Below are 24,928 nucleotides of genomic sequence, written 5' to 3' on the forward strand. Positions count from 1 at the left end.
CGATCTCTCAGCAGCTTCACCGTCGCAACAACCCAGGAAAAGGCAACATTTGGAGCCTTCCGCGCGTCCGCCATTATCCGACATTCGTTCATCTGCGTGATCGGGAGCTGTCGCTGGTTACAGCCATTGCTCGCGCGATCACCCTGGAACGTTAGGCCAGATGTCTAAGACCTTCCCGCAGTGCCGGTGTCAGGGCAACCTTTTGCAAAGCCGCCCATGCAGTCCTTGGTAACAGGACAGGACCGGCTTCGGAGCTCGTGAAGCCGCCATAGCAACCCAGCAGTGCATCATGGTTGCTCGGCATGTGGCGTCTGCGCTGGCCAACCATCGCGAAGCCATGACGCGAATGCGTCCTTCCCATCCACACCGCCCGTGGCCTGGAAGCTGCCAAGGGCAAGGACATATTCGCGAAGGGTGGCGGCGGCGAGGGCACCGAGTTGAACCCGCGGCTCCTCCCAATCGCCATGCAGCGCCAGAATGGATCCATGCGCAATCTCGGACCTGAGCTTGTACGCGCGGGTCACGACTGTCTCAAGGCTCGTGTGTCCCTTGCGCAATACCGGAGCCTTGGGATCGTGCCCGGTCAAGAGGGAGATAAGGTGGACGATGCCCCGAGCCTCTCCGCCGCCGGACAGGATATCCAGCGATATCGCGAGCATGATCACGGCGACATAATGCTCGTCCGCCATGCAGGCTCGACCGAACCAGTGGACGGCGTTGAACCAGCGATCGCGAAGCCCGGGAAGCTCCGAGGCGGGCGGCTCGTCGGCGCGGCAGGCCTGCGCGATGCAGACGCCGGCCTCGGCCAGCACTTCCCGTCCCTCCTCGACGATCGCCTTCGCGAGCCCCGGGCCGCCGCTCACGCCGGGCCGATCGATGCTCATTCCAAGCGCGATGTCTCGGCCCCGCAGCTGTACCATCTGATCGGTTCCAATCGGGGCGGCGAGATCGATGGCGGTGCGCACGTTTCGACGTTCGGACAGGGGTAGGAGGAGGCGGAGCGTATCCAATGCAACCTTTGTGGCGAGTACGGCTCGACGTCGGGATTCATGCTGCTCGCAGCCGGTGACGTCTGTACAAGCCACCCACTGGTCCGGATGCACGGCTCTAGCGATTTGACCGATCCTGATGGCCTCGGCCGGTTCCAGGTCCGGGGCCGGCCCCTCGGTACCCTCGGCCGACCACATCGCCTGCACTTGGTCGAGCCATGGGATGCTCTCTCCTTTCCGGTTGGCGATCTCTAGAAGCCAGTCAGAGCGCCTGACGAATCGGACCGGCCCGACATCTATGGGGCCGTGATCCTGGCCAAGGAACAGCCAGACCGGGATGTAGTGTAGCTGGTCGAGGATCAGGTCGGAGATCCGCTGACACGTCCTATCACGCAAGAGGCGCCACCGCTGCTTCGGGTCGTCGATTTCCGATATTGAGATGATGGTCTCGCTGAAGGCCGCGGCAATTTCCCGTCTCACCGTCGCCTCGTTTACTGCACGCGCAAGACGACTGTCGGCGGACAGGAGTCGCTCGGCGAGTTCCGCAAGCGCGCTCATCGCGAGTTCGGTGGTCGGGATCTGACCGGTTCCCGAGGGGGCTTTGAGAAATGGACCGAACGGCGCGTAGGGTCCCTTCCTCCGAGCTTCTAACTGCTCAGGGCCGGCATGCTGGCATGCGACCGTCTCTGACAACGCGGCGCCGACCAAATCTCCGTTAGTCGTCATTTATAGAAACCCTGTGCCAACGAGTCATGGTCGCTGTGCCATGATGTGCGTTCGACAAGCCTGCTTCGGCAAGTTTTTGCATGATTTCTTCGGAGGAGCCACGAGACAGGTCAAGCCTAGCGGGGCGCGGCCGAACACGAACCCAAGGGCGTCGTCTTCACATGACGACGATGCTACCGGACGGCGACGGTTTAGGGCGGGGTCGGCACGATGGCGTGATGTGGCACTTCCATTAGATCGACACCACGACTGCCGCTCCGACCCAATTGCGGACGGTCAGCTCGGCTTGAGCGTTCCTTGGGAGCGGTCTTTCGTTCACGTGCTGCCGGGGGGCAGGAATTGGGCCGTTAGCGGACCGTCCACTTGTGGGAAACGAACTCGTGAAAGCAGCCGCACGGGGACATCGCCGGTAAGGCGGCTGGCAATGCCCACTAACAGCGGCCTTCTGGCAAGCGTCACGTTCCGAAGTTAGATGCGAAGTCTTTGACCTTGCATCGATGGCGCACCCCATGTTCTATGCGTCTGGTGGCGGGGGCAATTCGATCGATGTGGTGGCGCTTTTTTCCGGCCAGTCTACAGCGGCGGTTTCGTCAGCTGGGGAAGCATTGATGGCAATGCCCCCTGCGGCGGTGATCTCGGTTCGCGCCACTCTCGCAATGCTTGATGGTCCGAAGCGCGAAATCGCGGATGGCGTCGCTAATGATCAATATGTCTTCTGGCTCGGCTCGGGGATTTCGCGCGAGCGGATGCCGGACTTACGCGATGTCGCAAAACGCGTCCTCGCCACCTTGCAAAGTCGGATTGTTGCGGGAAATCCCGATTGCCGCTTCCGCAAGGCCTTGAATGCGGTCGTCGTCTTGGCGCAGCCCAGCCCGGATGAATGGGGACGTACCGACCTTGACCAGGCCCCGGTGTCATGGCCCGACTATGAGGTCCTCGCGGCACGGCTCGTCAATAATTATGCGCGAATGCTCAATGTCACCGTTGACGGCGAGCAGGCGGACTATCTGCTATGGAACGTACTGAATGCGGCGCATGTCTATGCCGATCCCGCAATCGAGCCCGATGCCGAGCATCTCTGCCTGGCGGCACTGGCCATCGAAGGCGTGGCCTCGGAGATGCCGACGGCAAACTGGGACAATCTGATCGAGCGGGCAGTGCGAAGCCTCGCTGGCACTCAACCCGTGCTTCGCGTCGTCGTCGCGCCCAATGATGTCCGGTGGAACCGACTTCGTGCGAACCTGTACAAGTTTCACGGGTGCGCGCAGTCGGCGCTCGACAATGAAGGTCAGTTCCGGGATCTACTCGTTGCCCGCTCGAGCCAGATCAATGGCTGGGCGGCGCAGAACCCGGTCATGGCGCCGTTCCTGATCAATTTCATCGTGACGCGGCCAACCTTGATGCTCGGCCTGTCAGCGCAGGACTCTAATATTCAGGGTCTGTTCGCGGTAGCCCAGGCGACCATGGCCTGGCCTTGGCCGTCACACCCTCCGGCCTATGCCTTCTCGGAAAATGCACTGGGCGCCGACCAGGAAGGCCTACTGCAAAACGTCTATCATCAGGATTATTCGCCCGCGAACCGGCCGCATATGGAAGTGGAAGCGCTGGTCCAGGCCTATGCCAAGCCCTTGCTGTTGTCGCTCTACCTCTATGTGGTGACTGCCAAGCTCAAGGCGCTGATTGGGATCGGCGCTCCGGGCCTGGCGCCGATCGATCGCGACAAGCTTCACGATGGACTCGAACAGGCCCGCAATCTTGTGGCCGATGGCATCAGCCCGAACGCAGCAATTGTCACCGAGCTGTTTGCGCAATTCGGCCGCGCCTTGACAATGCTTCGCAACGGAGGCCTGTCCGATCCGGTCAACGGAACCTATTCGCCGATCACCACCGAACCGCTTCATCGCATGCCCGCCGACATGACCCTATCGGGCAGCGGCGTTTGTCAGTTCGCGATCGCATCCGGCCTGATCGGCCTTGGCCTCGCGCGGGGGTTATGGACGGCGGCCAAGGCGGACCTGGCCGACCGCACCTCCGGAGCGGTGGTGCTAAACGGCCGCAGCGGTCCAGCCAAGATCTACTTTGCTGCCAGCGCCCAAGCGGCGATCCGCCTCGGTACCAACGGCCTCATCGCGGACAATGACGACGCGGTGATCATCCATAGCCACGAGAATCCGCCGCCCATGCCGCGCTACCCGCGTCGCGCGCCGGGGCGTACCGGGCTCGCGAATATTCGCGAGGTGAGCATGGAAGCCCTGATGGGTGGCGGAACCGAGGTCGAGGACTTGCTCGCACGATTTCGCAATCAGGTGGCGCTGTGATGTCGGGCTTGCCCGCCGAGCGCGTCGCTGCGCTTCTGGTCGGCGCGGGCTATCGCAGAATCGAAATGCCGCTGCAGGTCGCCGGCCTGACCTTTGACATCGCGGGTGCATTTGTCGGGGTTGGACATTCGGCGGACCTGGTTCTGGTCGGCGATATGGCAGCCGATGGCGAGCGGAAGGTGGTTCAACAGGTCGAAGGCATTGCGCGGGCGCTCGACGTCATGCGCTCGCATCGGCCGCTCAGCACGATCATCGTGGGACCGCGGCCGGTCGGAAAGACGCTCGAGACGCTCGCGCAGGTCGGGCGAATTTTGGCGGTGGAGGAAGCGCCCGATCCCGCCGAGCTTCGCGATCAACTCGCTGTTCTATTGCCGCTGGAGCTTCCTGCAACCCTGTCGGCGGACCGGGATCTGGGCGGGGAAGATGCCTTCGTCCTTCCTGACGACCCGCTTGCGGAAGCGCTGATGGAGGCCTCGAAGCTTGGCGAGGAAGCGGTCCGCGACTGCTTCCACAAGGCGCTAAATGCCGCGCTCGCCGACGAGGAGAATGACGAAGATGGCGACGATCTTGGGGAGGTTGATGCGTGATGCGTCTGAAGTCGCTCTACGTGAAGGATTTCCGAAGCATCGACGGCGAGGTCAACATCTCGCTCGATGCCCCGATCGTTCTGATCCATGGGCCAAACGGGGCAGGAAAGACGAGCCTGCTGTCCGCCATCGAGCTAGCCTTGACCGGTACCGTGCCGTCGCTGTCGCGCGCCGAGCCTGATTATCTGGCTTATCTGCCGCACAAGGACCGGCCCTTTGGTGAGGTTCGGCTGGAGGTGACCGGCAGCGACGGGGCGACGCTGCGTTCCGATCTTCGCGTCACGACCACGGCCGTCACCGGGAACGCGCTGCTGGGCGAAGGCGATGCGAGCTTCTTCAGCGAGCGGAGCTATCTCGCTCAAGCCACGCTTGGCCGCCTGCTCGAAATCTACCAGCACTCCGACAAGAAAAGCGATTCTCCGCTCACCAAATTTGTCAAGGAGTTGCTCGGCCTTGATCGGATGGAGGCGCTGATCGGTGGCTTGCACAGCTCGGGTAATATTGCTCGCCTTAAAGTGCCGGTGTCCGCCTATGGAGAGATCCGGGACCAGATTCCGGAGGACGAAGCTGAACTCCAGCGGTTACGCGGGGAAATGGCGCAAGACGAGGTGGCGTTACGGACCGGAACCGAGGCCCTCCGGCTTCAGCTGGCTGCGATTGATCCGCTGCTTGTGGATCTGGAGCCCGCGGAGGCTGAGAAGCGCCTTGGCCTGGTCTCCGAAGACGCCGACCTGACTGCGCTTGTTCGCCTGCGCCGCGAGCTCGAAGTATCGCAGGCGAGTTGGCAATCAGCGACATCCCAAAATGCCGCGCCCGACAATCGCAACGATATTGAAGCTGCAAATCAGGCTGATCGCGGCGCGCTGGACAAATGGATTTTCGAGCACGGTCAGACTTTGGAGGCCCTGCTCGGGCGCGCAGCCGGCTTTTTCAGCGACATCTCGCTTTCGAGCGAGTCCGGTTATGTTGAGCGGGCCAAGGTGCTGACAGCGCGAATCGCGAACGATCGCGAGCGCGTCGAGCGCGTTCTCACAGCGCATGAGGCCGCGTTGCTGAAGCGCAGCGATCTCGACCGTCAGCTTGCGGAGGCGCGAACTCGCCTCGAGCGGCTCGACCTTGACCTTGCTGCGGTATCGACCGCGAATGAAGCGTTCGGCCGGAGGCTGTCGGACCTCATGACACATGTTGAGGGGGACATCTGCCCGGTCTGTGATCGCGACTATTCCGAGGTTTCCGATACGCCGCTTTCGGCTCATGTCGCCGCCAAAGTAGCTGAGATGATCGAACAGGCCGGACGGCTTCAGTCACTTCTCAGCTCGCGCGGCAGCACGCAGGCCGAAGTATCGCGGCTCGATCGTGAGCTTCAGGCGGCGGCCAGCGGCATGGTTCTGGATGCCGAGCTAAGCGCCTTGAAGACGCGCGGGGCAGATTTGACCGAGGTCGAGCGCCAGCTGGGCGACGCGAGAGCCGAGCTTGAGGAAGGCGACCGCCACGCGGAGGCTGCGAACCGGTCTGCGCGAGCACTGGCAGTCACACAGAATAGCGATCAGTCCGCCATCGTTCTTCGCAACAGCGTCGAGGATCTGGCGCGCCGCCTTGACCTGACGTTCGAGCCGTCGACATCAACCGAACAGTTGCTGGCGTCGCTCGACACGACCATCCAACAGCAGGAAGCGGCGCTGACCGCCCGTCAGACTGCCCGACGTAGTGCCATCGAGATGGCGCGGCTTCTGGTGATCTCGGTCGGAAAGCAAAGCGCGCTAGCAGCGAGCGCTGACAATCTTGAGGCAGAACTTGCACTCCGCAAGAAGCGAAAGGCGCAGGCGGATGTGATCATCGAGGTCGCCAAGGACATGACACGCAAGACCCGCGAGGCACGCGGCCGTGTAGTAAGGCGTGTCTTTAACGACGAACTGAATTCGGTTTGGCGCGATCTCTTCGTGCGCCTTGCCCCAGAAGAGCCCTTCATCCCGGCCTTTGCGATCCCGGAATCGGCTAATGCCGATGTCGAAGCAGTGCTTGAAACCCATCATCGCCGAGGTGGAAAGGGCGGCAATCCGCGGGCCATGCTAAGCGCAGGAAATCTCAATACCGCAGCATTGACCCTGTTTCTTGCATTGCATCTGTCGGTCAAGCCGAGGCTGCCCTGGCTGGTCATAGACGATCCTGTGCAGAGTATGGACGAAGTTCACATTGCGCAGTTCGCGGCATTGCTGCGCACCTTGTCCAAGCAGATGCAGCGACAGGTCATTGTCGCGGTGCACGAGCGGTCGCTTTTCGATTATCTTGCGCTCGAACTGAGTCCAGCCTTTGAAGGGGATCGCCTCAATATCGTCGAACTCGGGCGCAATGCCATTGGGCAAACTACTAGCCGCTGGGACGCTCGCCTCTTTGTAGCCGACCGCGCGATCGCGGCATGACGCGGGTGCTGCGGAAGTGACAGCGCATTGGTGACGGCCGCGGTGTTCCCCGTGCCGACCGTTCGCGGTATCTTGACGAGTAGGTTGAACGAACGGCAGGTTGTTGACTCAATTTGTATTCGGTCGAGTGACCGACATTGGGGCGCTTAGCGGCAGCAACGACCCCAAGCCGCCATTTATTCATCTCGGCGTGACAGCCGTCTGAGGTGTCGGCGACGCGGACGTGGACAGAAAAATAAGACAGCCCCGTCATCCCAGAGCGGCAGGTTTTGTCAGTAGCAGACACCTAGCGTTTCGGCGCCAGCATCTGCCTATCCGATTTCGGCCTCCGCACGAGCCAACCGATCAGCGAGGTCGTCCCGGATTTCCTTGGCGCGCTCGAGAAACTGCTCCATCTCGGAAAGGCGAGACCGGAGCGTCTTCGTTACAAGTTCGGTGTCGGCTTGGCGCTCCGGGTCAATCCGCTCCCCCGCGCGCAACAATCGGACTATCAGCGCCACGTCCGGCGCGTTGAGCTTCGCCTCCGTGGCGAGCCGCACCCATTCCTGGGTCTTGTCGGACTCGGCCTCGACGGCGAGCGCGATCAGGTGCCGGATGACAGAGCGCGCGGTCGTATCGAAGCTGCGCGCCTTCTCTAGATAGTCCGGCCTTCGCGGCAGTGACTCGCCCGGCAGGTCGAAGTCGTCGAAATCCTCAAACTGCAGGACGGTGCGATGATAGAACGGCCGCGTTGCGTCCGGATCCAACGCCGCGAGCGTGTCGACGACCCGTTCGAGCGGTTCGAACGGGCGACGCCCCTCTGGCAAGCAGTTGCGATGCCTCCAGACCTCCAGGATGGCGGCGCGGCAGCGTTCCTCGCATTCGACCTTCCGGTGCGGCGATGCCTCACGCGCCGCCGTGATCAGACTGGCGAGGTGATGCGCCATCCAGCGCCCCAGGACGTCGTTCGATTGCTCAAGATCGAGTTCGCGAACGAGGGCCTCGCCGAGGTCGAGCAACGACTGGGGGGAACTCGAGTCGGCATCCCGGGCGGAGGACGACATACCGCGTGGCCTTGATGGCATCCATCTTCTCCTTCTCCGAGTATCGACTGTGCCGGGTCTCGACTCGGTCCATGCGGAGCCTGACCTCCAGCAACAGGTGCGTTCCGGTGACCTTCATCAGTCGGTCCAGTGCGCCCCTGGTGGCCAGAAGCCGCTGGCCGCGGTCGTGGACGAGGTCGCGATCGCCTTCCTCGCCGTCGCTCCAGACCTCCGCGCGCAGCTTCACCGAGCCCCGCGCATCGCGCCAGATCCGTTCCATCGAATTACCAGTCGCGCCGATCGCAGCGAGCATCGACGAGCCCAGCACCGGGATCCTCGCCCGAAGTCCTGCAGCCCAGGGATCGTAGCGATCGAGGTGCCTTTCGCCCTCGTCGTCCTGCATGACGCCGCGCAGCGTCCAGCCGTCGCGGTCGATCTCGCCCTCGTCGCCCTCAGAGGTCGGCAGCCTATAGTCGTCGTGGTTCGTGGCACTCTGGAGCGCCCGCGCGAGATCTGCGGAGCGACCCGCCGACACCAGGACGCTGACAACATCAACGCGTTGCTGAATGAATCCCCGGTGGGTCTCCCAGTCGGCGGAGGCGACGATCTTGCCCCCTGGTGGCATGATGAGGCGCTTCAGATCCGCAGCACCGAGCCGGTCCGAAGGACCCTGCATCGGCAACTTCAGCCAGAGCCCCGTCGGCTTGTCGTCTCGCCGGTCGGAAAGCCAGCGGTCGCCGCGCAGACTCAGGCGATGCCGGTTCAGCCAGTCGTCGAACCGGTCGGATACTCCTTCCCGCATCTCAAGCGGTTGAACGTCAAGGATCTGGCCTGCGACGATCATCAGTGCGTGCGCGGACTGATAGAACTTCAGGTCGTCGACTTTCGGCCAGTAGCTGGAGAGACGGAAGTAGTGGTCGTTGTCGAACTGCCGCCGCATCAGCCGGACGTCCCGCTCGTGATGTCCGGTCTCCTCCGGTCCGAACAGCTGGCCAATCACGGCGGCTACCGCGTCCGCGACGGTGAGGTTTGGAAGGCCGAAAACATCCGCGAGCGGCGCGGCCCAGTATTGTTCGAAGTCGTGGGCGAGGCGGAAACCCTGTTCATCCGCGGTGGAGGGTCTCCGGGCTCTCGACCGGCCTAACACCCGCTCGGTCTCAGGCAGCTTCGACTGGTTGATCGTGGTGAGCTCATCCTGCCGAACGGCGTCGAGATCCACGAGGCCATGCTTATGCAGGGACAGGAGCGCCCGTGCCGCGAACTTGCGAATGAGGACATGCGGTTCGGCGCGTCGACCCGCCGCCTCCAGGAGTAAAAGGAACCGCGCCACCGATGCCGGATGCTCTTCCGCTGCACGTGAGATGGCTATCGCGAGCCACAGTCGGGCATTCAGCGCATAGAAGCGCAGCTGCGGCGCTGCGAAGGCTCCGCCGCCTCCCGCGTCCGCGAGACGGGCCAACGCGTCGAGCACCGTCCCGCGACCGAGAGCGCAAAGTGCCCGAACCGCATGAGCAGCCTCCCACCTTTGCTCGGCCCAGGGCGATGCGAGCGCCGCCCAGATGAAGCCCGCGATCGCCTCCGGGACGGTCGGGGGAGGCTCGAGCTCGGCTCGCCATGGTCCGTCGTCGCCATCGAGCAGCAACGGCTCGAGCAGTCCGAGGCCGTAGCTAAGAGCCTCAGCCGCCTCAGCGGGCGTGATCATCGTCGAGAGCAGGCCTGCGAGATCGAACAGATCGTCATGCCGAACGGGAAGCGCCGTGTCCCCCATCGCGGTGACCGCCGCCCTGATCACCTCGTCCCGAGAAAGCTCGACCTTGCCGATCAGGTCGAACGGAAACGGCTGGTAGCTGCGGCTCGTCGTTATCCTTGTGCATTCGCGACGGGCCAGGTTGAGCAGCAGGTTCCGCGTGGCGCGCTTCACGGCCAGACTGCCGAGCCAATCGTGGGGCACGCTCTTGAGGAGATACTCGCCATCAAGGATCCCGAGGATGTCGGTTGCGTCGATTCCCTTGAGGAAGTCGGCCTCCTGTCCGACCTGAACCCTCGAAATGGCCTCGGCGTAGAACTCGTCATGGGCCCATGGCGGCTCGCCCGAGCGGTATCGCGCCAGCGCTTCGGCAACGCCACCGGGGACATTCAGATGAATGTCGCGGAAGATCGCGTCCCAGTCCGTTTTCCGCTTCTTCAGCTTCCAGCCGTCCTTCCGACGGGACGGCCGCTTGCTCGCCTGCTCGCGTGCAGCGCGTGCGGCGGCAGTGGCGAGATCGGCGGCTTCGCGGGAATCCACGCCGAACTGATCGAGGAGCCGACCCACCCGCAGCCAATCCTTGGCATCGTGGTGCCGGTGGCGTGCATATCGGATGAAGTGCGTGGCAATGTTGTCGCGCTCGCCAACATCCGAGGACGCCTCGAGCGCACGCTTGAGCATGAGGATGCGGGGCCAACGCCCCTCGAAGGGCAGCAGCGCGATGGCGTCGCGCGGGTCGATCGCCTTCCTGGCGACCAACGCGGCGACCAGCCAACCGAGCGTCTCTTCCCGGTCCGCGAACTTCCGGTCGATCCAGCGACTTGCGATCGTCGGAGCCGACGAGGGCGACAACGCCGCCATGCTTTCGAGCGCATAGTCCCACCCGAAGCTCGTGCTGTAGGCGACGACAAGTTCCGCCACCCGCGAGAAGCGGTAGGCGAGCTCGGGCCGGTCAACCATATCGCTACCCGTCGCCTCCGCCAGATTGGCGAGCGCCTGCCAGCGCGAGAGGTTCTCCTCTCCGATCCTGCCGGAGACTTCGATCGCTTGCTCGAAGAACTCGGCGGCCTCCGTCGGGCTGACGAGGAGAACGACCCGGCACGCATCCACGCAGGTGTCAGCGATACTACTGGCGTCCTCGCGCTCGGCCGCCATTATGGCGTAGGCGGCCCTGGCAAGATTAAGACAGGCTTTGCCGCAGTCGGCGGTGCGCCCGGCCCTACGCGCGATGGCGATGAGCGTCGGTATGAACAACGGCTTCGTGAGACCCTGTCGCCACTCCTCGAACCGTTCCAAGTGCAGCTGTGGGTCCGGGGCGCCAAGGGCCACCCCGGCCCAGAGCATCGCGATCTCGTCCTGAATTGGGCGATCCTCGTCGTAGCTCCTCGGCCCGGCGGTCGCGGACGCCGCCTTTGCCGCTCCGATCCGCCCGTCGATGTCTCCAGGTTTCACCCGACCCAACCGCGCCTCCGCCGCGAGCTGGTGCCAAGGAAGCAGGCCGCCGACCTGCTCGGTGAACTCCGCCGTCTCGCCGGAATGCCTGTCACGAGAGCGCCGCCGCCGAACGGGCTTGCCCAGCTTCTCCTGCACCGGCTTCGGCTCGCGGGGTCTGAGCCGATCCAACGTCATCGTCTCGTTGCGCAGCGCGGCCCGTATGCACCGCGCCGTCATGTAGATGCCGCGCCGGTCCTGATACGATGCCGACCGTCCTCCGAGCACGGCGGTCCTCATCGCCGGGATGTAGCGTGTGAGGGTGCGCGCAAGCAGACCCTTCGACGCCACCCGCATTCGGGCGGCGGCCACCACGACGTCGGTCACCGCCGCTAGCAAGACCATCTCGCCATCGGTGCCCGAGGGCTCCATGATCCTCACGTGGCGGCTGGTGACGAGACGCGTCATCCTTTCAACGGCGGGTTTCGGCGGAAGGCGTCCGACCGATGCGAGCTTCGACGTGATCGCGAGCAGCAGACCGAGATCATTGCCGGCTGCGATCGCAAGCTCGTCGATGAGGCCGAAGTCCCCGGCATCGACAAGCCGGGCCACCAGGATGCGTCCCGCCTCGTAGGATCGCTCACGTCTCTTCCAGCGCCTCAGATACTTCGCGCAGCTATCCGCGCCGTCGAGCCGGATCACGGCCAACGCCATTTCTGCAGCATCGACCTTGGTGGCGTTGCCGCGCTTCGATCCAGAGGCGGGCGGACGCGTCGCCCAGTGCATTAACCACTCGTCCGCAACGCGCAGCCTGCTGCGCGCCTCACCGGCGAGATCGGGGGAACCAGAAAGGAAAGCGGCCTCATAAGCGTGCTCAGATCCGACCCAGTTGCCTCCCGTAATAAGCCGGCGCGAGATCTGCTCGATCATCTGATCCGGTTCCAGGAAGCGCGCGCCGAGATCCGTGTTCGCCGAGATCAGCTTCTGCTGACGTGCGTCGGCGGCGGTCTCGCCACCCGCCTTCAGAGCGAGCATGGTCGCTTCGAGATGGCGCTTGTCCCTGATCGCCGCCTTGAGCGCAAATTGGAGGCGCTGAAGGGCTACGTCCCTTCGCGCCATCGCCGGTTCCAGCGGCAATGCATCGTCCGACAGCGCCAGCTTCACCAGCTCGCCGAAGCGGCCGGCCTCAAGAAGCAGCTGCGGTATCCCTGCCGCGACATAGGCGCTCTCGCCCGCGAGAGGCACGAGGCGGTCGATGAATGAATTGAGCTCCGCGCCGGTCGGCTTGAAGACCTCGCGGAACCACGTTTCGGTCGGCTCGTCCCGGAACTGTATCGCGTCCTCGCGCACGATGAGCGGGTGTTGGAGATCGTGGGCGAGGCTGCGTACTAGGTCGATCGACACCGCCGCCACACTCGCCACGACCCGCAGCGGCACGAAGGGTCTCAGGGTCGCCAATGCGGAGCAGACGGCTCGCACCTGGTTATGGTCGGCTGTCGGCGTCTCGGCGAGCACCCGGTTGATCGCGGATTGAAGCAGGTCGCCGATTAAGGCATCCACGGTGCGTGGCTCCCCGGCTAGGCTGAGGAGCACGGCGTGCAGCGTCCCGCCTTGCGCCAGGGAGGTCGCCTGGACGCGGGGATTTCTCGACGTCTGGCGGTGGAACTCGATCGTGTCCTGATCCGTGGCGGTTGGAAAGGAGCCACGCAGGTGCTCCGCTGATTCCGCCTCGTCGAAGGGTTCGAGCGGGATGCGCTCGATCGATGCGGGCGGGTCTAGCTGGTCTATCCGGTGCGGTCGCGCGGTCAGAACCACCCGAACATTGGCGGGCCAGTTGGTCTCGCGCAGCAGCAACCGAGGGAAGCTCGGCGCATCGTGTATCTCCCCGGCCGCCATCTCCGCATTGTCGGCGGCATCGATGACGAGGCACAGCACCGCGCCCGCGGCGTTCTGCCGAAGCAAGGCCGCCGCCGACTCCACCCTCGCCAAGAAGGCCCGCACATATGCGGGAGGATCGGCCTTGCTGGTCGGGATCAGCGGATTGCACAGCGAGAGTCCCGCCAGTTCGTTAGCGAGCTGAACGAGGCCGTCGCGGCAGCGATGGCGGTATTCGCTCGCACTGCGGTAGGAGCCGTTCCCGAAGCAGTCGTAGACCAGCGTTCGGCTTCCTTCAGGAAGCAGGCCACCAAGCTGTGTCGACAGCACCGTCTTCCCTACGCCGGCATCCGCGCTGACTATGCTGACGCATCCCCCAGAGACAATAAGGGCGGCGAGATTGTCCAGCTGCCGCCGCGGAACGATGCGGGTGGGGATATCGATGCGCGGGGGTGCCGGGAAGAGGTCTCGCATGTCGACGCCGAGGGCCTTGAGGACGTCGAGTCGTGCGATCTCGGGACGATGCTCGAATTTCGTCGTCGCCCGCTGCGTAACGAGATCCTTTAAGTGCAGCGGAGCGTCGCGATCAGCTTCCGGGAGAAAGCCCGAAACGTCGTCGTGGAGCAGACTCTCCTGCACCGCCAAGTGTTCGACCCGGCCCGTAAGCGTTAGCAGCCTAGCGAATGCGGGTGCGACATCCTCCGGCAGGCGCGTCGCGTGCGCAGCCGCCCGCGCCTGTGGCGTGGCTTCTCCCGACCGAAGCTGTTCGAGCCCCGAGACGAGAGAGTCGGCGAAGGGCCTGTTCGTGACGAATTCGAAGGCGAACCGCGCGGCGACGTCTTCCGCTCCATACTTCCCGACAAGCTGCACATATCGCGTGCCGAAGTTCTGCAGCGTGTCGGTCAAGTCGCTGGCGACCCAATCCGTATCAGTGCGAAGGGTCGAATGCTTGAGCTGGATGTATCGGACCTGGGTCGCCTTCGACGGATCGACGTCGCCGCGATACTCGGCCACATCAATCGAGGCGACGCCCTCCTCGAATTGGTCGCCATCCTGAACGGCCGGACCTTCGATTGAAACCGCAACGAGCTGAGCGTCCGGCGCCAGCAGGCCCAGACAGCGCCGAGCGGCCCAGTAGTAGTGAAACTGATCGCCGTCGCGGCTCGCCCTGACTGGGTTCACAGTTGCCATCGCCGACGTTTAGACGAGCCGTCCCGATCCGCGCCACCACATACGCCCGTTTTGTTGAGTTGGACGGAGCAGTGGCTCAGAAACTTTTCGCAGAGTTGTCTAATTCAGGCAGCGGTAAAAGAAGGCATTGCATCCGACGCCGGAGGGGCCCGGCGCGTTCGCCGGCATTCCCTCGCCGCGCCAAGAGGCGTACATCGCTTGATGGACATACAGATGGGTCCGCTGCACGCTAGACCGATTGCACTTCGACTGGGACACGGGACGCATCTGGAAGGCGTGGAACCTCAACGTGCGCCGTCGTTGACGACCGCCACTGCCCACCGCCAAGTGTCAACGCGCTACGGTCGGCACTCGGTTGCGGCGCGTTCCGCGAGTAGCGATATTCAATTGATGCCAAGACATCCGTCCCTTCTCGCAAGCTACACCGGTCCGCCAGCACCGGTGGCGCGCGCTACGATGGGGCGTAACGAGCCCTGCTGGTGCGGTTCGAACAACAAGTGGAAGAAGTGCCACATGGGCCGCCAGGCGATGAAGCCGTTCAGCCCGTTCGAGGTCGAAGCCGATTGGCGCCGGCGAGGGCAGAAGGGCTACTGTTCGCATTCGCTTGACGGCACCGGCTGCGCCAACGGAATCGTGAAATCGCACACGTTGCAGCGCCGTGGCGGTCTCTCCGCGATCGCTGAGGGCAAGTCGGTCGTGATGACAGTGAAGCCGCAGAGCATGCGCGCGATGATCGATCACGAAGGCCGTCCGCCGCCGGTCGAGATCGGCATCGGCAAGGCCTCGGTGTTCCCGGGGTTCTGCGGACATCACGATGACGCGATCTTCAAACCCGTGGAGGGTAAGGACGTGGCGTTGGATGCGGACGACGCGATGCTGTTTGCTTATCGCGCGATCGCCTACGAGCGCTTTACGAAAGCAGTGCACGTAGAGAACACTATGGTGCAGCGCCAGATGGACCGCGGTCAACCGCTGCCAATCCAGCAGGCCATCCAACGGCAATGTCATATCACACTCGCCGGAGCGAAACGCTCCCTCGCCGAGATCGACGCCGTGATGAAAGAATATCCCGCGCGCCTGGACGGCGGCAGCCACGCCGGATTTCACCACCTTGCCTATCGTTTTGACGGCGTCCTGCCGCTGGTTGCCTCGGGAGCTTTCATGCCGGAGCTGGCGATCGACGGCACGCTCCTTCAGCGTCTTGCACGCGGCACCGCGGCTTTCGAGCAGCTGACGCTTACTATCTCCTCCTATGCCGGGCGTAGCGTCGCGGTGTTCGGATGGATTGGCCCCGACGATGGCGCCTCCGCCGCCTACGTCGATGCGTTCGACGCTGTGCCAGACGCGGATAAGGCAGACGCCATCATGCAGATGGCGTTCGAGCAGCTCGAGAACATCTACTTTCGCCCGAGCTGGTGGAACGGCCTTCCAACCCCGCAGAGAGCTCACCTCCGGGAGCGCGTCCACGCTGGCGTTGCCACCAATCAGAGGACGCCGGGAGTCTACAGCCCGAGCAAGCCACCTTTAGCGACGGCCGGGATCGTCGAGCGCACGCGTAGCTAATGGCCGGCCCCGACGATTTCGATGACGCCCTCGCGGAGTCGCTCGACGTGATCGATCGGGTTCTGGCCGAGGACGACGTGCCGCTCACCAGCCGCCCGCGCCGTGCCGCGCAGGACTTCGTCCGCTTCTGCGTAATTGAGGTGAAGACCGATAGCGCAGCGGAGTCGACCGAACCTGGCGAGTTCCTCGACTACATGGGCAGCGATTGGTTCAAATTCATCTACGCCCGCACCGTCGCCTGGTATCGCCGGCGATACGGCGACATCATGAGCGACAGGTCGGATCGGAGTATTACCGGCTGCACCCTCGTGCTCGGTACCCCATTCCGCATTAAGGTGCCGCTGGTGACGACACGCTCAGGCAAGCCCGGCGAGACGATCTGGATGCACTATCCGGCCGCGGTTGAGGACGACGAGGACTCGCTCTCGTGGGTAAAGCGCGCTCCGAATTTCGCCACACTGCCGCGGGGCGACGGGATGAAAGCGCGACGGCTCGCCAATGGCATCGCCGGAGCGCTTCGCTCGATATATTGCGGCATGTTCACGGTGCACACGGGCGATCCGCGTGTCGGTGAGCTGCGCGACCCGATCCTGCCGCATCTCGACCAGGCGGCAGTGCAAATCTCGACCGGCAAGCCAGTCGAGATCAAGCGCGCGCAGTGGGAGCTGCAGATGGCCTGTGAGCTCTCGCTGAAGATGCTCTCTCAGCAGCGCAGTGGATCGTTCACGGAAACGCACGATCTCTACGTGCTCCATGACCGCCTGCCTCCAGGCAAGCCGCCCTTTGCCCGTGCGCTTCTGTCACGCATCCCAAGTTGGGAGGTCATGGCAGAGTGGCGCTACGGTCGCGGCCCCAACATCACCGTCGCCGAAGCGTTCTCCCGCTATCGCGCGTCCCTGCAGGTAGTGGACGGCTTGATGGATGCTGCCGACCGTAAGTATCGGTTCCACGGGGCGAGCTTCGAGATCAGGAAGGCTCCCTACCTGCACGACGACCACACGCTGTTCGAGCCGCGTCCGACGAAATAAGCGAGCAGTACCGGATCTCCCCAACCTCGCGTGAATCCAAATATGCGAAACTGAGCTAAGAAGTCCTCCAGATTGGATCGACAGAACCATGACCATTGAACGGCACAGCCGCGCGCGGAAGATCGAGCTGGGCCAGGAGCTGCTGGGCCGCCGGAAGGTGTACCTCGACACACGCTACTGGATCATCCTCCGGGAGACCGCTGCCGCTCGTCGGACCGACGCCGCCTCCCGCAAGCTGCTGCACTTCCTTCGCCGGGGCGTGAACGCCGGCCGCCTGATCTGCCCGATCAGCGCCGACCTCTTCATGGAGCTCACGAAGCAGGCAAACACGCCAACACGTCGGCAGGCCACCGCGCGCCTCATCGACGAACTTAGCCTCGGCGTGACGTCCATGGATCCGCAGACCCTTCTCGCGACGGAGGCGCACCGGTTCCTCTCGGCCGCCCTACACGGAGAAGAGGCTGTGCATCCAATGCAGGAACTCATCTGGACTAAGGTCGCCTACGCACTCGGCGACATGTACCCGAAGCTCGACGGCGCGCCCCCGGAGGACCAGCTCGAGTTACAGAAGCGGGTCTTCGATCACCTCTGGGAGACGCCCCTGTCGGACCTTGTGGCCGGCATGGATGACGGCACAGAACTGCGCCGCGACTACACCGAGCTCACCAGAGACACTAACGCTCGAAATCAGGAGCACCGTGACGAGCTACGCAGTTACGAGAACGCCTACGATGTCGAGCTCCGTGGCGCCGTCGAGGTGGTGGGGGAGATCGCGGCGGACATCATCGCCGAGATGGAGGCGCGGACGACAGGCAGTCGCCCGGATCCAAGCCCAGAGCAGCGCGCCGCATCGGTCAACATGTGCCGCAACCTCGTCTATCATGCCATGCGGCGGCCCGAGAATCGCTCCGCGATGCGCACGCTCCATGTGAAGGCTTCCATCCATGCAACGATGCGGTGGGACAAAGAGAGGCGGTTCAAGGCCAACGACTGGCACGACTTCGGGCATGCCACCTTCGCGCTGACATACTGTGATGCATTCCTCACCGAAGGTCCGCTGCGTCACCTCGTCACCTCCCGCGGATCCGGCCTGGAGGATATCAACGGCTGCCGCGTGGCGTCCTCCGCCGATGACGCGCTGGCGATCGTGCGTAAAATTCTCGAAGATGGCTGACGACCGCAAAAGGTGTAGCTGCCCTCCGGCGGTATCTGAACGAAGGGGCACTTACGACACCTCAGCGCTCGAAAACGGCCGGGCCGCTTTCCACCAGCATCGCCGAAATGCGGACTGTCTGCATTCGCTAACCGGGTGGACAGTGGCGGTTCGGGTGCACGGTGTGGCCACTGGTCTTGCCGGTGCCGCACAACATCAGATACTAGGACAGAATGTGAACCCAAACAGGATCAGATTCTGATACATGAGCTACGTGATGCGCGGCGGGCGTCCGGCTGGTCGCAGCGGACCCTGGCGGACCGGATCGGCGTCGACGGCCAGACGATCAAGCGGCTGGAGAAGGGTGTCGGTTCGGTGCCGACCCTCATCGCGGCCATGGCGGCGCTGAACTTTCGCCTGACCGGTCTGGCGGCGGGCAAGACGCTGCCAGAGCAGTTGCCCGCGGAGCGGCGCAAGCGGTCGATGTCGCTGAGGGATGCGGCGGCGAAGACCGACCTGTCACCGACGACCATTGCCAGCCTCGAGCGAGGCGGCGGATCGGTCGCCAGCCTGCTGCGGCTGCTGGCTGTGATCGCACCGAACGCCCGCCGCCGTGCGCCCGAACGATCCTATTGGGGTCAAGGCGACAAGGAGGATCGCGACATCCGCTTCACGCCGTCGGACTTCATGGCGAACATCTACGCCGCGTTCGGCGAGATCGACCTCGACCCATGTGGCCATCCGCTCAGCCCGGTCATCGCGCATCGCCGGATTCTGCCCAGCGACGGCGGCGACGGGCTGGTCGACGACTGGTCGGGCAAAGTCGCGTTCGTCAATCCGCCCTATTCGCAGCTCCTGCGCTGGCTGCGGCGCGCTTACGACCAATGGCGGGCCGGCAAGGTCGAGACGGTCGTCTGCCTCGTGCCGGTCCGAACCGACTCCGCCTGGTTTCACCAGACGCTGAGCGCGGATGCGGACATCTACCTGCTGCAGGGCCGCGTCCGCTTTCTCGATATACGCGACAAAAGCCAGCAGACCCCGTTCTCGCTGATGGTGCTGACACTGGGCGCGACGCCCGAGCAGAAGCACCGCTATGCAGAACTGGTCGCGGGGTTCTGGCTTGCCCGCAGCGTCACGGTGGCATCCGGTGATCAACGTCAGAGGTCTCCGACGCTCGACGGATGATCGTCACCCGCCGTCGCCGCTCAATGATCGGTGTCGCCGCCATCATCACGCCGCCTGCGACCAGACCTGATACCGACCGTCATCTGCGGCGTCGTTGCCGAGCGCCAGCTGACGGGCGAGCCAGGCGTCGGCGCGTGCCATGCCGTCGCTAACGTCGCCGGCGGGCTTGCCATCGATGTGGAGGATTTCGTCCGGAGCCAGGCGGTAGTGACCACGGGCACCGGGCTGCGGCAGGACGACGCCGCGGGTGCTGCCCTTCGCAAGGAACAGCCGGCACTGCGTCTGGATGTGGCAGATGTCACCGCGCACCATGAAAACGATCATGCCGGTCAGCCCGTGCCGGCCATCATCGTCTGCGCCATATTCGAGGTGCAGCACATCCGTGTCGCTGGCCCGCGCCTGCCGGGCGAGCCGGACCTTGCCATCGAGGTCGAGCCGGTTGCCGCCGGTGAGCACGATGCCCTCCTTCAGCCTGCGGTTGCCGAGCAGTAGCCGGGCGACGGCTTTGGTGCAGGCGGTCTCGAACGCGTCGTTGGTCATGGTCATCGTGTTGCTTCCTTGTTTCATCCCCGCATCGGGGCCGCTTGTCCTCCTCCTCATCTCAACCCCGGTTCCTGCGGCGGCAGGCGAGCACGATCTGGGCAGCAGCACTCTCCAGTCCGGCGGCGCGGTCCCACGCGCTGTCCCAGGGCGGCCGGATGCCGAGCTCGAGACCGCCATCGCCGATCTTCACGCATCTACCGGCGTCGTCGGGCACGAGGTGCAGACTGCGGTCGCGGTGGCGGAAGAAGCTGAGGTCGGTCAGCAGCAGCGGGCCGCCGACCGAGTGCAGCACGACATCGACACGGACCGGGTCGATGGTCTCCGGGTGGAAGCCGTGCCGGATCAGCATGACGTCGCGCTGGCGGGCCGCGGCACAGCGCAGCAGCGCCTGGTCGAACATGGGGGCGGTGACCGGCGTCACCGAGACGATGATGTCGTGAACCGGGAAGTCGACCGCGGCGGGCAGGCCGGTGTTGCCGTAAAGCTGGTCGGGTTCGTCGGGTTCGAGTTCGGCGAGGACATAGTGCATGAGCGCGACCGACGCGGTCGGCAGCACTTCGGGGATCATGTTGGACATGGGGGCCTTCGGGTCTTGGCGTGATCCCCGGACCGGGTCGGTCCGGATCAGGCCCCCTTCGATTTTCATTCTCGTCAGGGGCTTCGCTTCGCCCCGACCGTCTTTCCCCTCAGCGCTGCCGCCGGCAGCGGTTGCGGCCATCGCGACGGACCATCTCGGTGAGGCGCGCATATCCCCAGCGGTCGAGCGCGCGGGCGCTGTCGGCGACGCTGATCCTGCCGCGGCGTTGCTGGTCGATGGCGGCAGGGCAGTGCGCGGCGATGACCGTCAGCATGGCGAGGCCGACCTCACCGGCTAGCTGGCGTTGCCACCATTGGCCGGCGATCACGCTCGCCAGCAGCAGGGCGGCGGCGATGCGGAACACCCAGGGATACCGGCGTCGCTTCATCTTCTTTCCTCCAGCGGATCATTCACGCTCGCGGTTGATAAACATCGACGATTGCTTGCTAATCCTGCTGCTGCTTGCGGCGGGTCCGGTCCATGTCGAGGCGCATGCGTTGCATCACCTGCACAACATGACTTGGTTCGTTAACCGCGCCGGCATATGGGTAGCCGGTTCGCCAGCAGGCGGACCGAGGCGTGGAAACCTCGTCGGAAAGTAGCCGTATGCCCGGTCGAAAGAGATTTCGGCCGGGGAGCGGGTGTGCATGTCCAGGGCTCTTCGGGGCCTAAAGACACTCGCGCCTGTCTTTCCGCAGGTTTCCAATCTCCGGCTCACGGGCCGGCACCGCCTCGTTTCACATGGGGCGGTGCCGCCGGCTGGAGGAACCATGCACCGCCGAACACGGGGGTGTGCATGGTAGAGGGAAATCGCCGCCGATGGTGCGCGGCACTTCATACAGGATCGGTCGCATCGGGTGCGTTGCTGCTTGCCGCATGTGGCGGTGGCGGTGGCGTCAGCACGCCCGGCACCAACGCGCCGCCAGTCGCTACGCCGGCGCCGACGCCGGCACCACCACACCCACCCACGCCTACACCGGCCCCTCCGCCCACAACCGCCGATAGCACGGAATACAAGGCGTCCGCCGCCGTGTTCGGCGCCAAGGCCGCCTATGCCTATGACAAAAGCATCACCGGCAAGGGCGTGACCATCGCCGTCATCGACACCGGCATCGCAGTGAACGGTCCCGAGTTTACCGGCCGCATCTCACCCGACAGCAAGGCCTTCGAGAACCGGATCGCGCGCTGCCCGACCTGCGGGCCCGAGACGGTGACCTTCGCACTCGACGACATCCAGGGTCACGGCACCGAGACCGCCTCGGTCGCGCTGGCAGCGAGGAACGGCAGCGGCGTCCACGGCATCGCTCCAGACGCCACGCTGCTGGCGCTCAAGATCAGCGGTCCCGATCTCGAGGGCGTCACCGCGACCTCGCCGATCAGGGAGAGCAGCGCCGCCAACGCGATGAACATCGCGCCTGCGATCCGCTACGCGGTTGAGAAGGGCGCCTTCGTCCTGTCGCTCAGCCTCAACGGCGTATCGAGCGGCCAGGCCGCGGCAGAGCAGAAGGCGGCGATGGGTCAGGTCGCCCGGGCCGACCGGCTGCTGGTCGAGTCCGTCTCCAACGATATTGGCGACGACAGTGCGGCTGCCGGCACCATCGCGCGCAACCTCGTCGGCGACACTCTCGAGAACCGGGACTGGTTCCTGTTCGGCATCCGCGTCGATGCCGCGCTACGCCCGCCCGCCGGCAACGGTCGTCCCGGCGATCTCGCCGACCGCACGCTCGCGGTGGTCGCGACCGGCGTCCAGGTCGTCGGCAAGGACGGGAGTCTCGTGACGACGACGGGCAACAGTTTCGCCGGGCCCGCGATCGCTGGTGCCGCGGCGCTGCTCAAGCAATACTGGCCGCAGCTCGGCGGCAAGGCGATCGCGCGTATCCTGCTCGATACCGCCACCGACCTCGGCGACAAGGGCGCCGACCAGATCTATGGCGCCGGGCTGCTTGATATCGAGCAGGCGATGAAGGCGCAGGCCCCCGCCAGCGCCTTTGCCGCCGCCGACACGGTGCTGGCGCGCTATTCGTCGCTGACGCTGTCGGGACCGTTCGGCGATGGCGGCGCGCTGGTGGCCACCACCGCCGCCATGACGGTGCTCGACCGCTATGGCCGCGACTACCGCATGACCGGCTCGACCGCGCCGCGCCATCGCGGTTCGGGCCTGCTCGCCGGCACGATGCTGGCGCCGGTCGATCCGCCATGGATGACGCCGACGCCGACTGACAGGCGGCTCGGCTTCACCTCCGCCACGACCGGCCCGTGGCAGGGCACCCGGTCGAACCGGCCCGCCAGCATCGCCTTCTCGCCCGCGCCGGGTCAGTCGGTGACGCTCGCTGCCAACATCGCCATCGGCCAGAACGCAGGCATCAGCGGCTCGGCACTGCGTGGCGTGGTCGCGGCACCGGTCGGTCAATCCTTCGCTTGGGTAAGCAGTGGCTGGTCGGCGAGCTTTGCATCCGGCACTGCGCGCGATGGTCGTGCCGCCTTGCGCACGGTGTCGCTGACCACGCCAGCGGGGATCGGCATCGAGTTGTCGGACCTGACCGAGCAGGGACAGATGCTCGGCCTGCGCGGCGCCACCGGCTTTTCGCTGTCCGGCGGCCGGACGACGCTCGCCACGCTGACGGCCAGCCGGGCTATCGCCGGCGTGCTGCTGTCCGCCCGCGCCACCGCCTCAACGACCAGGGTCGAGGGCGGCTCCGACCTGCTGCGCTTCACCGGTCCGCTGGTCGGCAGCGCCTTTGCGCTCGACGCCGCACGCCGGCTGGGCACCGGCACCGCGACGTTAGGGCTCTCGTCGCCGCTGCGGCTGGAACGCGCCCGCGCCACCGTGCAGGCGCCGGTCGCCTACGACCTGATGAGCGGCGCGCTTACCACCCGCAGCGCTAGCATCGATCTGACGCCGACCGCGCGCGAACTCGATGTCGAACTCGGCTGGTCGGCCGCCTTTGGCCCTGGCCGGTCGCTACGCCTCGGCATCGCACACGCCATCAATGCCGGCCACGTCGCCGGCGTCCACGACACCGCCGGCTTCGCCACGCTGGTGCTGCGATGACCCGCACGTTCCGGGCTCGCTCCCCGCCGGGTGAGGCCTCGGCCTAGCCATAGAACGACCACCACCATCGGACCTGCCACGCCGGGACGCGTCCCGGCGAACGACGACGCACGTCCCACGCACAAGGACCTATCATGATGACCAGAATCACCGCCACCGCCGCGCTGGCGTTGCTCGCCGCTTGCGGGTCGGCTTCCGTCGCCGAACAGGATGCCAGCGCGCAGACCAGGGTTGCCGCCAAGCCGCTGACCATCGCCGGCGTGCGGATCGGCATGCCGGCGACCGAGGTGCAGGCGGCACTCGCCCGCAACGGCTGGAAGGTCGAGACCTTCCAGGGCTACGACTGGGCGACCGCCGTTGAGGAACAGAAGCGCCAGCAGCGCGGCGCCTCCTCGTTCGACCTGCCGCGCACCGGCCTCGCCACCATCCAGGCGAAGAAGGGCGACGAGGCGCTGATCATCGAGTTCCGGCGGGTGCCGGCGGGTGCCGAGGTCAAGGTCGTCAAATACGAGGCACCGATGGCGGGCCGCACGGGTGCGCAGCTCCGGGCACAGCTGACGCAGCGCTATGGTAAGCCGACGCGCGCCGCTTCACCGCAGCTTCCCCTCGATCTGACCTGGTGCAGTGCGGGCGAGCCGTGCCGGTCAGCCTATGGGGCAGCCAAGCCGGCCCTGCACGCTCAGGAAGACGTCTACCACAAGGCAAAGCTGCTCCTGATGGCAGGGAGCGACACCGAACGCGCATGGCAGGCGCAGCTGCAACGCGCAGCCGGGGGCGGAACGCCGGCCAAGTCGTCGTTCTGACGCCACGATCACACACGCATGGCAGACGGGGCGGCGCCAGCCGCCCCGTCGACACGGTTATGCCGCCGCCGCGATCCTCTCCCAGCCGGCGCGGAACGCTGCCCATTCCTCCGCCCACAGGCCGTGTGCGGTGTCGGTCAGGTCCTCATGCTCGGCAAGCCAGCCGCTTGGGGTATGCTGGCGGGCGAGGATGCAGATATGTGCGTGCGGCAACGCCCTGCTCAGTTCGTCACCGGGCGTGTGCAGTGCGACCACGCTGGTCAGCCGGCGACCCCGCGCCAGATGGATGGTGGCATAGGTCGCCGCCATGTCGAGCAGATCGTGCGCGGGCATGTCCTCGTCACCGCGCACGGTGATGACCGCCGCCAGCAGCCGCTGGTGCGGGCGCGTCGCGGCATCGTAATCGTCGAGCAGCCGGGTGAGCGCGGTGTCGGCGACGCCGCGCGCCAGTACGACCCGGTGATCGCGCGCGGTCACCGGCATGCCGCACGCCGTCGTCGGCGTGCTAACCGCCGGCTTGATGGGCGAGAGCTTCGCGCCGATCAGCGCCGCGACGCTGTTCGCCTTCTGCTTGGCGCGGGGACGCAGCAGCGCGAAACCGACACCGTCACAGCCGGGTTCGCGGACATCGAACAGGGTGTCCATCACTTGCGCCGGGCTCTGCCACGTCGTCGTCACAGCCGTCTTCTTGGTCTTCATCAGGGTATTTCCGTCTTCA

Annotated in this window: 16 protein-coding genes; 9 read left to right on the forward strand and 7 right to left on the reverse strand. The window is 65.1% G+C overall.

Annotation, left to right across the window (positions count from 1 at the left end):
- Positions 1–287 precede the first annotated feature (287 nt).
- Complete coding sequence (locus tag ASG20_RS04370) at positions 288–1,547, reverse strand: HEPN domain-containing protein (protein WP_056048961.1); 1,260 nt, start codon at positions 1,545–1,547, stop codon at positions 288–290.
- Positions 1,548–2,224: 677 nt separating this feature from the next.
- Between ASG20_RS04370 and ASG20_RS04375 the strand changes: the two genes are divergently transcribed.
- From ASG20_RS04375 to ASG20_RS04385, 3 genes are read left to right on the forward strand one after another with little or no spacing between them, the layout of a single operon-like run.
- On the forward strand, positions 2,225–4,033 hold the full coding sequence (locus tag ASG20_RS04375; protein ID WP_168371599.1) for an SIR2 family protein: 1,809 nt from the start codon (positions 2,225–2,227) through the stop codon (positions 4,031–4,033).
- Positions 4,033–4,620 (forward strand): hypothetical protein, encoded by a 588-nt coding sequence (locus ASG20_RS04380; protein WP_056048967.1) that lies wholly within the window; start codon positions 4,033–4,035, stop codon positions 4,618–4,620. The genes ASG20_RS04375 and ASG20_RS04380 overlap by 1 nt, the downstream gene beginning before the upstream one ends.
- Positions 4,620–7,040: an AAA family ATPase gene (locus tag ASG20_RS04385; RefSeq protein ID WP_056048972.1), complete on the forward strand. Its 2,421-nt coding sequence runs from the start codon at positions 4,620–4,622 to the stop codon at positions 7,038–7,040. Before ASG20_RS04380 ends, ASG20_RS04385 begins: the two co-directional genes overlap by 1 nt.
- A gap of 311 nt (positions 7,041–7,351) precedes the next feature.
- Here the strand turns inward: ASG20_RS04385 and ASG20_RS04390 are convergent, their stop codons facing one another.
- Together ASG20_RS04390 and ASG20_RS04395 are read right to left on the reverse strand one after the other, a co-directional pair.
- Positions 7,352–8,038 (reverse strand): hypothetical protein, encoded by a 687-nt coding sequence (locus ASG20_RS04390; protein ID WP_056048975.1) that lies wholly within the window; start codon positions 8,036–8,038, stop codon positions 7,352–7,354.
- On the reverse strand, positions 7,995–14,306 hold the full coding sequence (locus ASG20_RS04395) for a hypothetical protein (protein ID WP_056048979.1): 6,312 nt from the start codon (positions 14,304–14,306) through the stop codon (positions 7,995–7,997). Before ASG20_RS04395 ends, ASG20_RS04390 begins: the two co-directional genes overlap by 44 nt.
- A gap of 456 nt (positions 14,307–14,762) precedes the next feature.
- Here ASG20_RS04395 and ASG20_RS04400 point away from each other — a divergent pair, with 456 nt between their 5' ends.
- From ASG20_RS04400 to ASG20_RS04415, 4 genes are all read left to right on the forward strand, one after another.
- Complete coding sequence (locus tag ASG20_RS04400) at positions 14,763–15,869, forward strand: SEC-C metal-binding domain-containing protein (RefSeq protein WP_168371600.1); 1,107 nt, start codon at positions 14,763–14,765, stop codon at positions 15,867–15,869.
- Entirely contained in the window at positions 15,869–16,897 is a 1,029-nt protein-coding gene (locus ASG20_RS04405; RefSeq protein ID WP_056048987.1) for a hypothetical protein, read from the forward strand. The genes ASG20_RS04400 and ASG20_RS04405 overlap by 1 nt, the downstream gene beginning before the upstream one ends.
- An 88-nt stretch (positions 16,898–16,985) precedes the next feature.
- A complete protein-coding gene (locus ASG20_RS04410) occupies positions 16,986–18,071 on the forward strand; it encodes a hypothetical protein (protein ID WP_056048989.1) in 1,086 nt (361 codons plus the stop codon).
- Positions 18,072–18,206: 135 nt separating this feature from the next.
- Positions 18,207–19,235 carry a DNA N-6-adenine-methyltransferase gene (locus tag ASG20_RS04415; protein ID WP_082470726.1) on the forward strand — a complete coding sequence of 343 codons (1,029 nt, stop codon included), beginning with the start codon at positions 18,207–18,209 and terminating at the stop codon, positions 19,233–19,235.
- Positions 19,236–19,280: 45 nt separating this feature from the next.
- Here the strand turns inward: ASG20_RS04415 and ASG20_RS04420 are convergent, their stop codons facing one another.
- The 3 genes from ASG20_RS04420 to ASG20_RS04430 form a co-directional block, all read right to left on the reverse strand.
- Positions 19,281–19,781, reverse strand: a complete 501-nt coding sequence (locus tag ASG20_RS04420; protein ID WP_156364012.1) for a hypothetical protein — start codon at positions 19,779–19,781, stop codon at positions 19,281–19,283.
- Positions 19,782–19,836: 55 nt separating this feature from the next.
- The gene (locus ASG20_RS04425; protein ID WP_156364013.1) at positions 19,837–20,355 is read right to left on the reverse strand and encodes a hypothetical protein; all 519 of its coding nucleotides are present in this window, start codon (positions 20,353–20,355) and stop codon (positions 19,837–19,839) included.
- 109 nt (positions 20,356–20,464) lie between these two features.
- On the reverse strand, positions 20,465–20,743 hold the full coding sequence (locus tag ASG20_RS04430; RefSeq protein WP_056049001.1) for a hypothetical protein: 279 nt from the start codon (positions 20,741–20,743) through the stop codon (positions 20,465–20,467).
- Between the two features lie 642 nt (positions 20,744–21,385).
- Between ASG20_RS04430 and ASG20_RS04435 the strand changes: the two genes are divergently transcribed.
- Both ASG20_RS04435 and ASG20_RS04440 read left to right on the forward strand, forming a co-directional pair.
- A complete protein-coding gene (locus ASG20_RS04435) occupies positions 21,386–23,407 on the forward strand; it encodes a S8 family serine peptidase (RefSeq protein WP_056049003.1) in 2,022 nt (673 codons plus the stop codon).
- 134 nt (positions 23,408–23,541) lie between these two features.
- Positions 23,542–24,210, forward strand: coding sequence for a hypothetical protein (locus ASG20_RS04440; RefSeq protein ID WP_056049006.1), 669 nt, complete (start codon positions 23,542–23,544; stop codon positions 24,208–24,210).
- Positions 24,211–24,267: 57 nt separating this feature from the next.
- Here ASG20_RS04440 and ASG20_RS04445 read toward each other — a convergent pair whose 3' ends face one another.
- Positions 24,268–24,909 (reverse strand): hypothetical protein, encoded by a 642-nt coding sequence (locus tag ASG20_RS04445; protein ID WP_056049009.1) that lies wholly within the window; start codon positions 24,907–24,909, stop codon positions 24,268–24,270.
- Positions 24,910–24,928: the final 19 nt, after the last annotated feature.

It is taken from the genome of Sphingomonas sp. Leaf198 (assembly GCF_001424005.1).
GTDB lineage: Bacteria > Pseudomonadota > Alphaproteobacteria > Sphingomonadales > Sphingomonadaceae > Sphingomonas.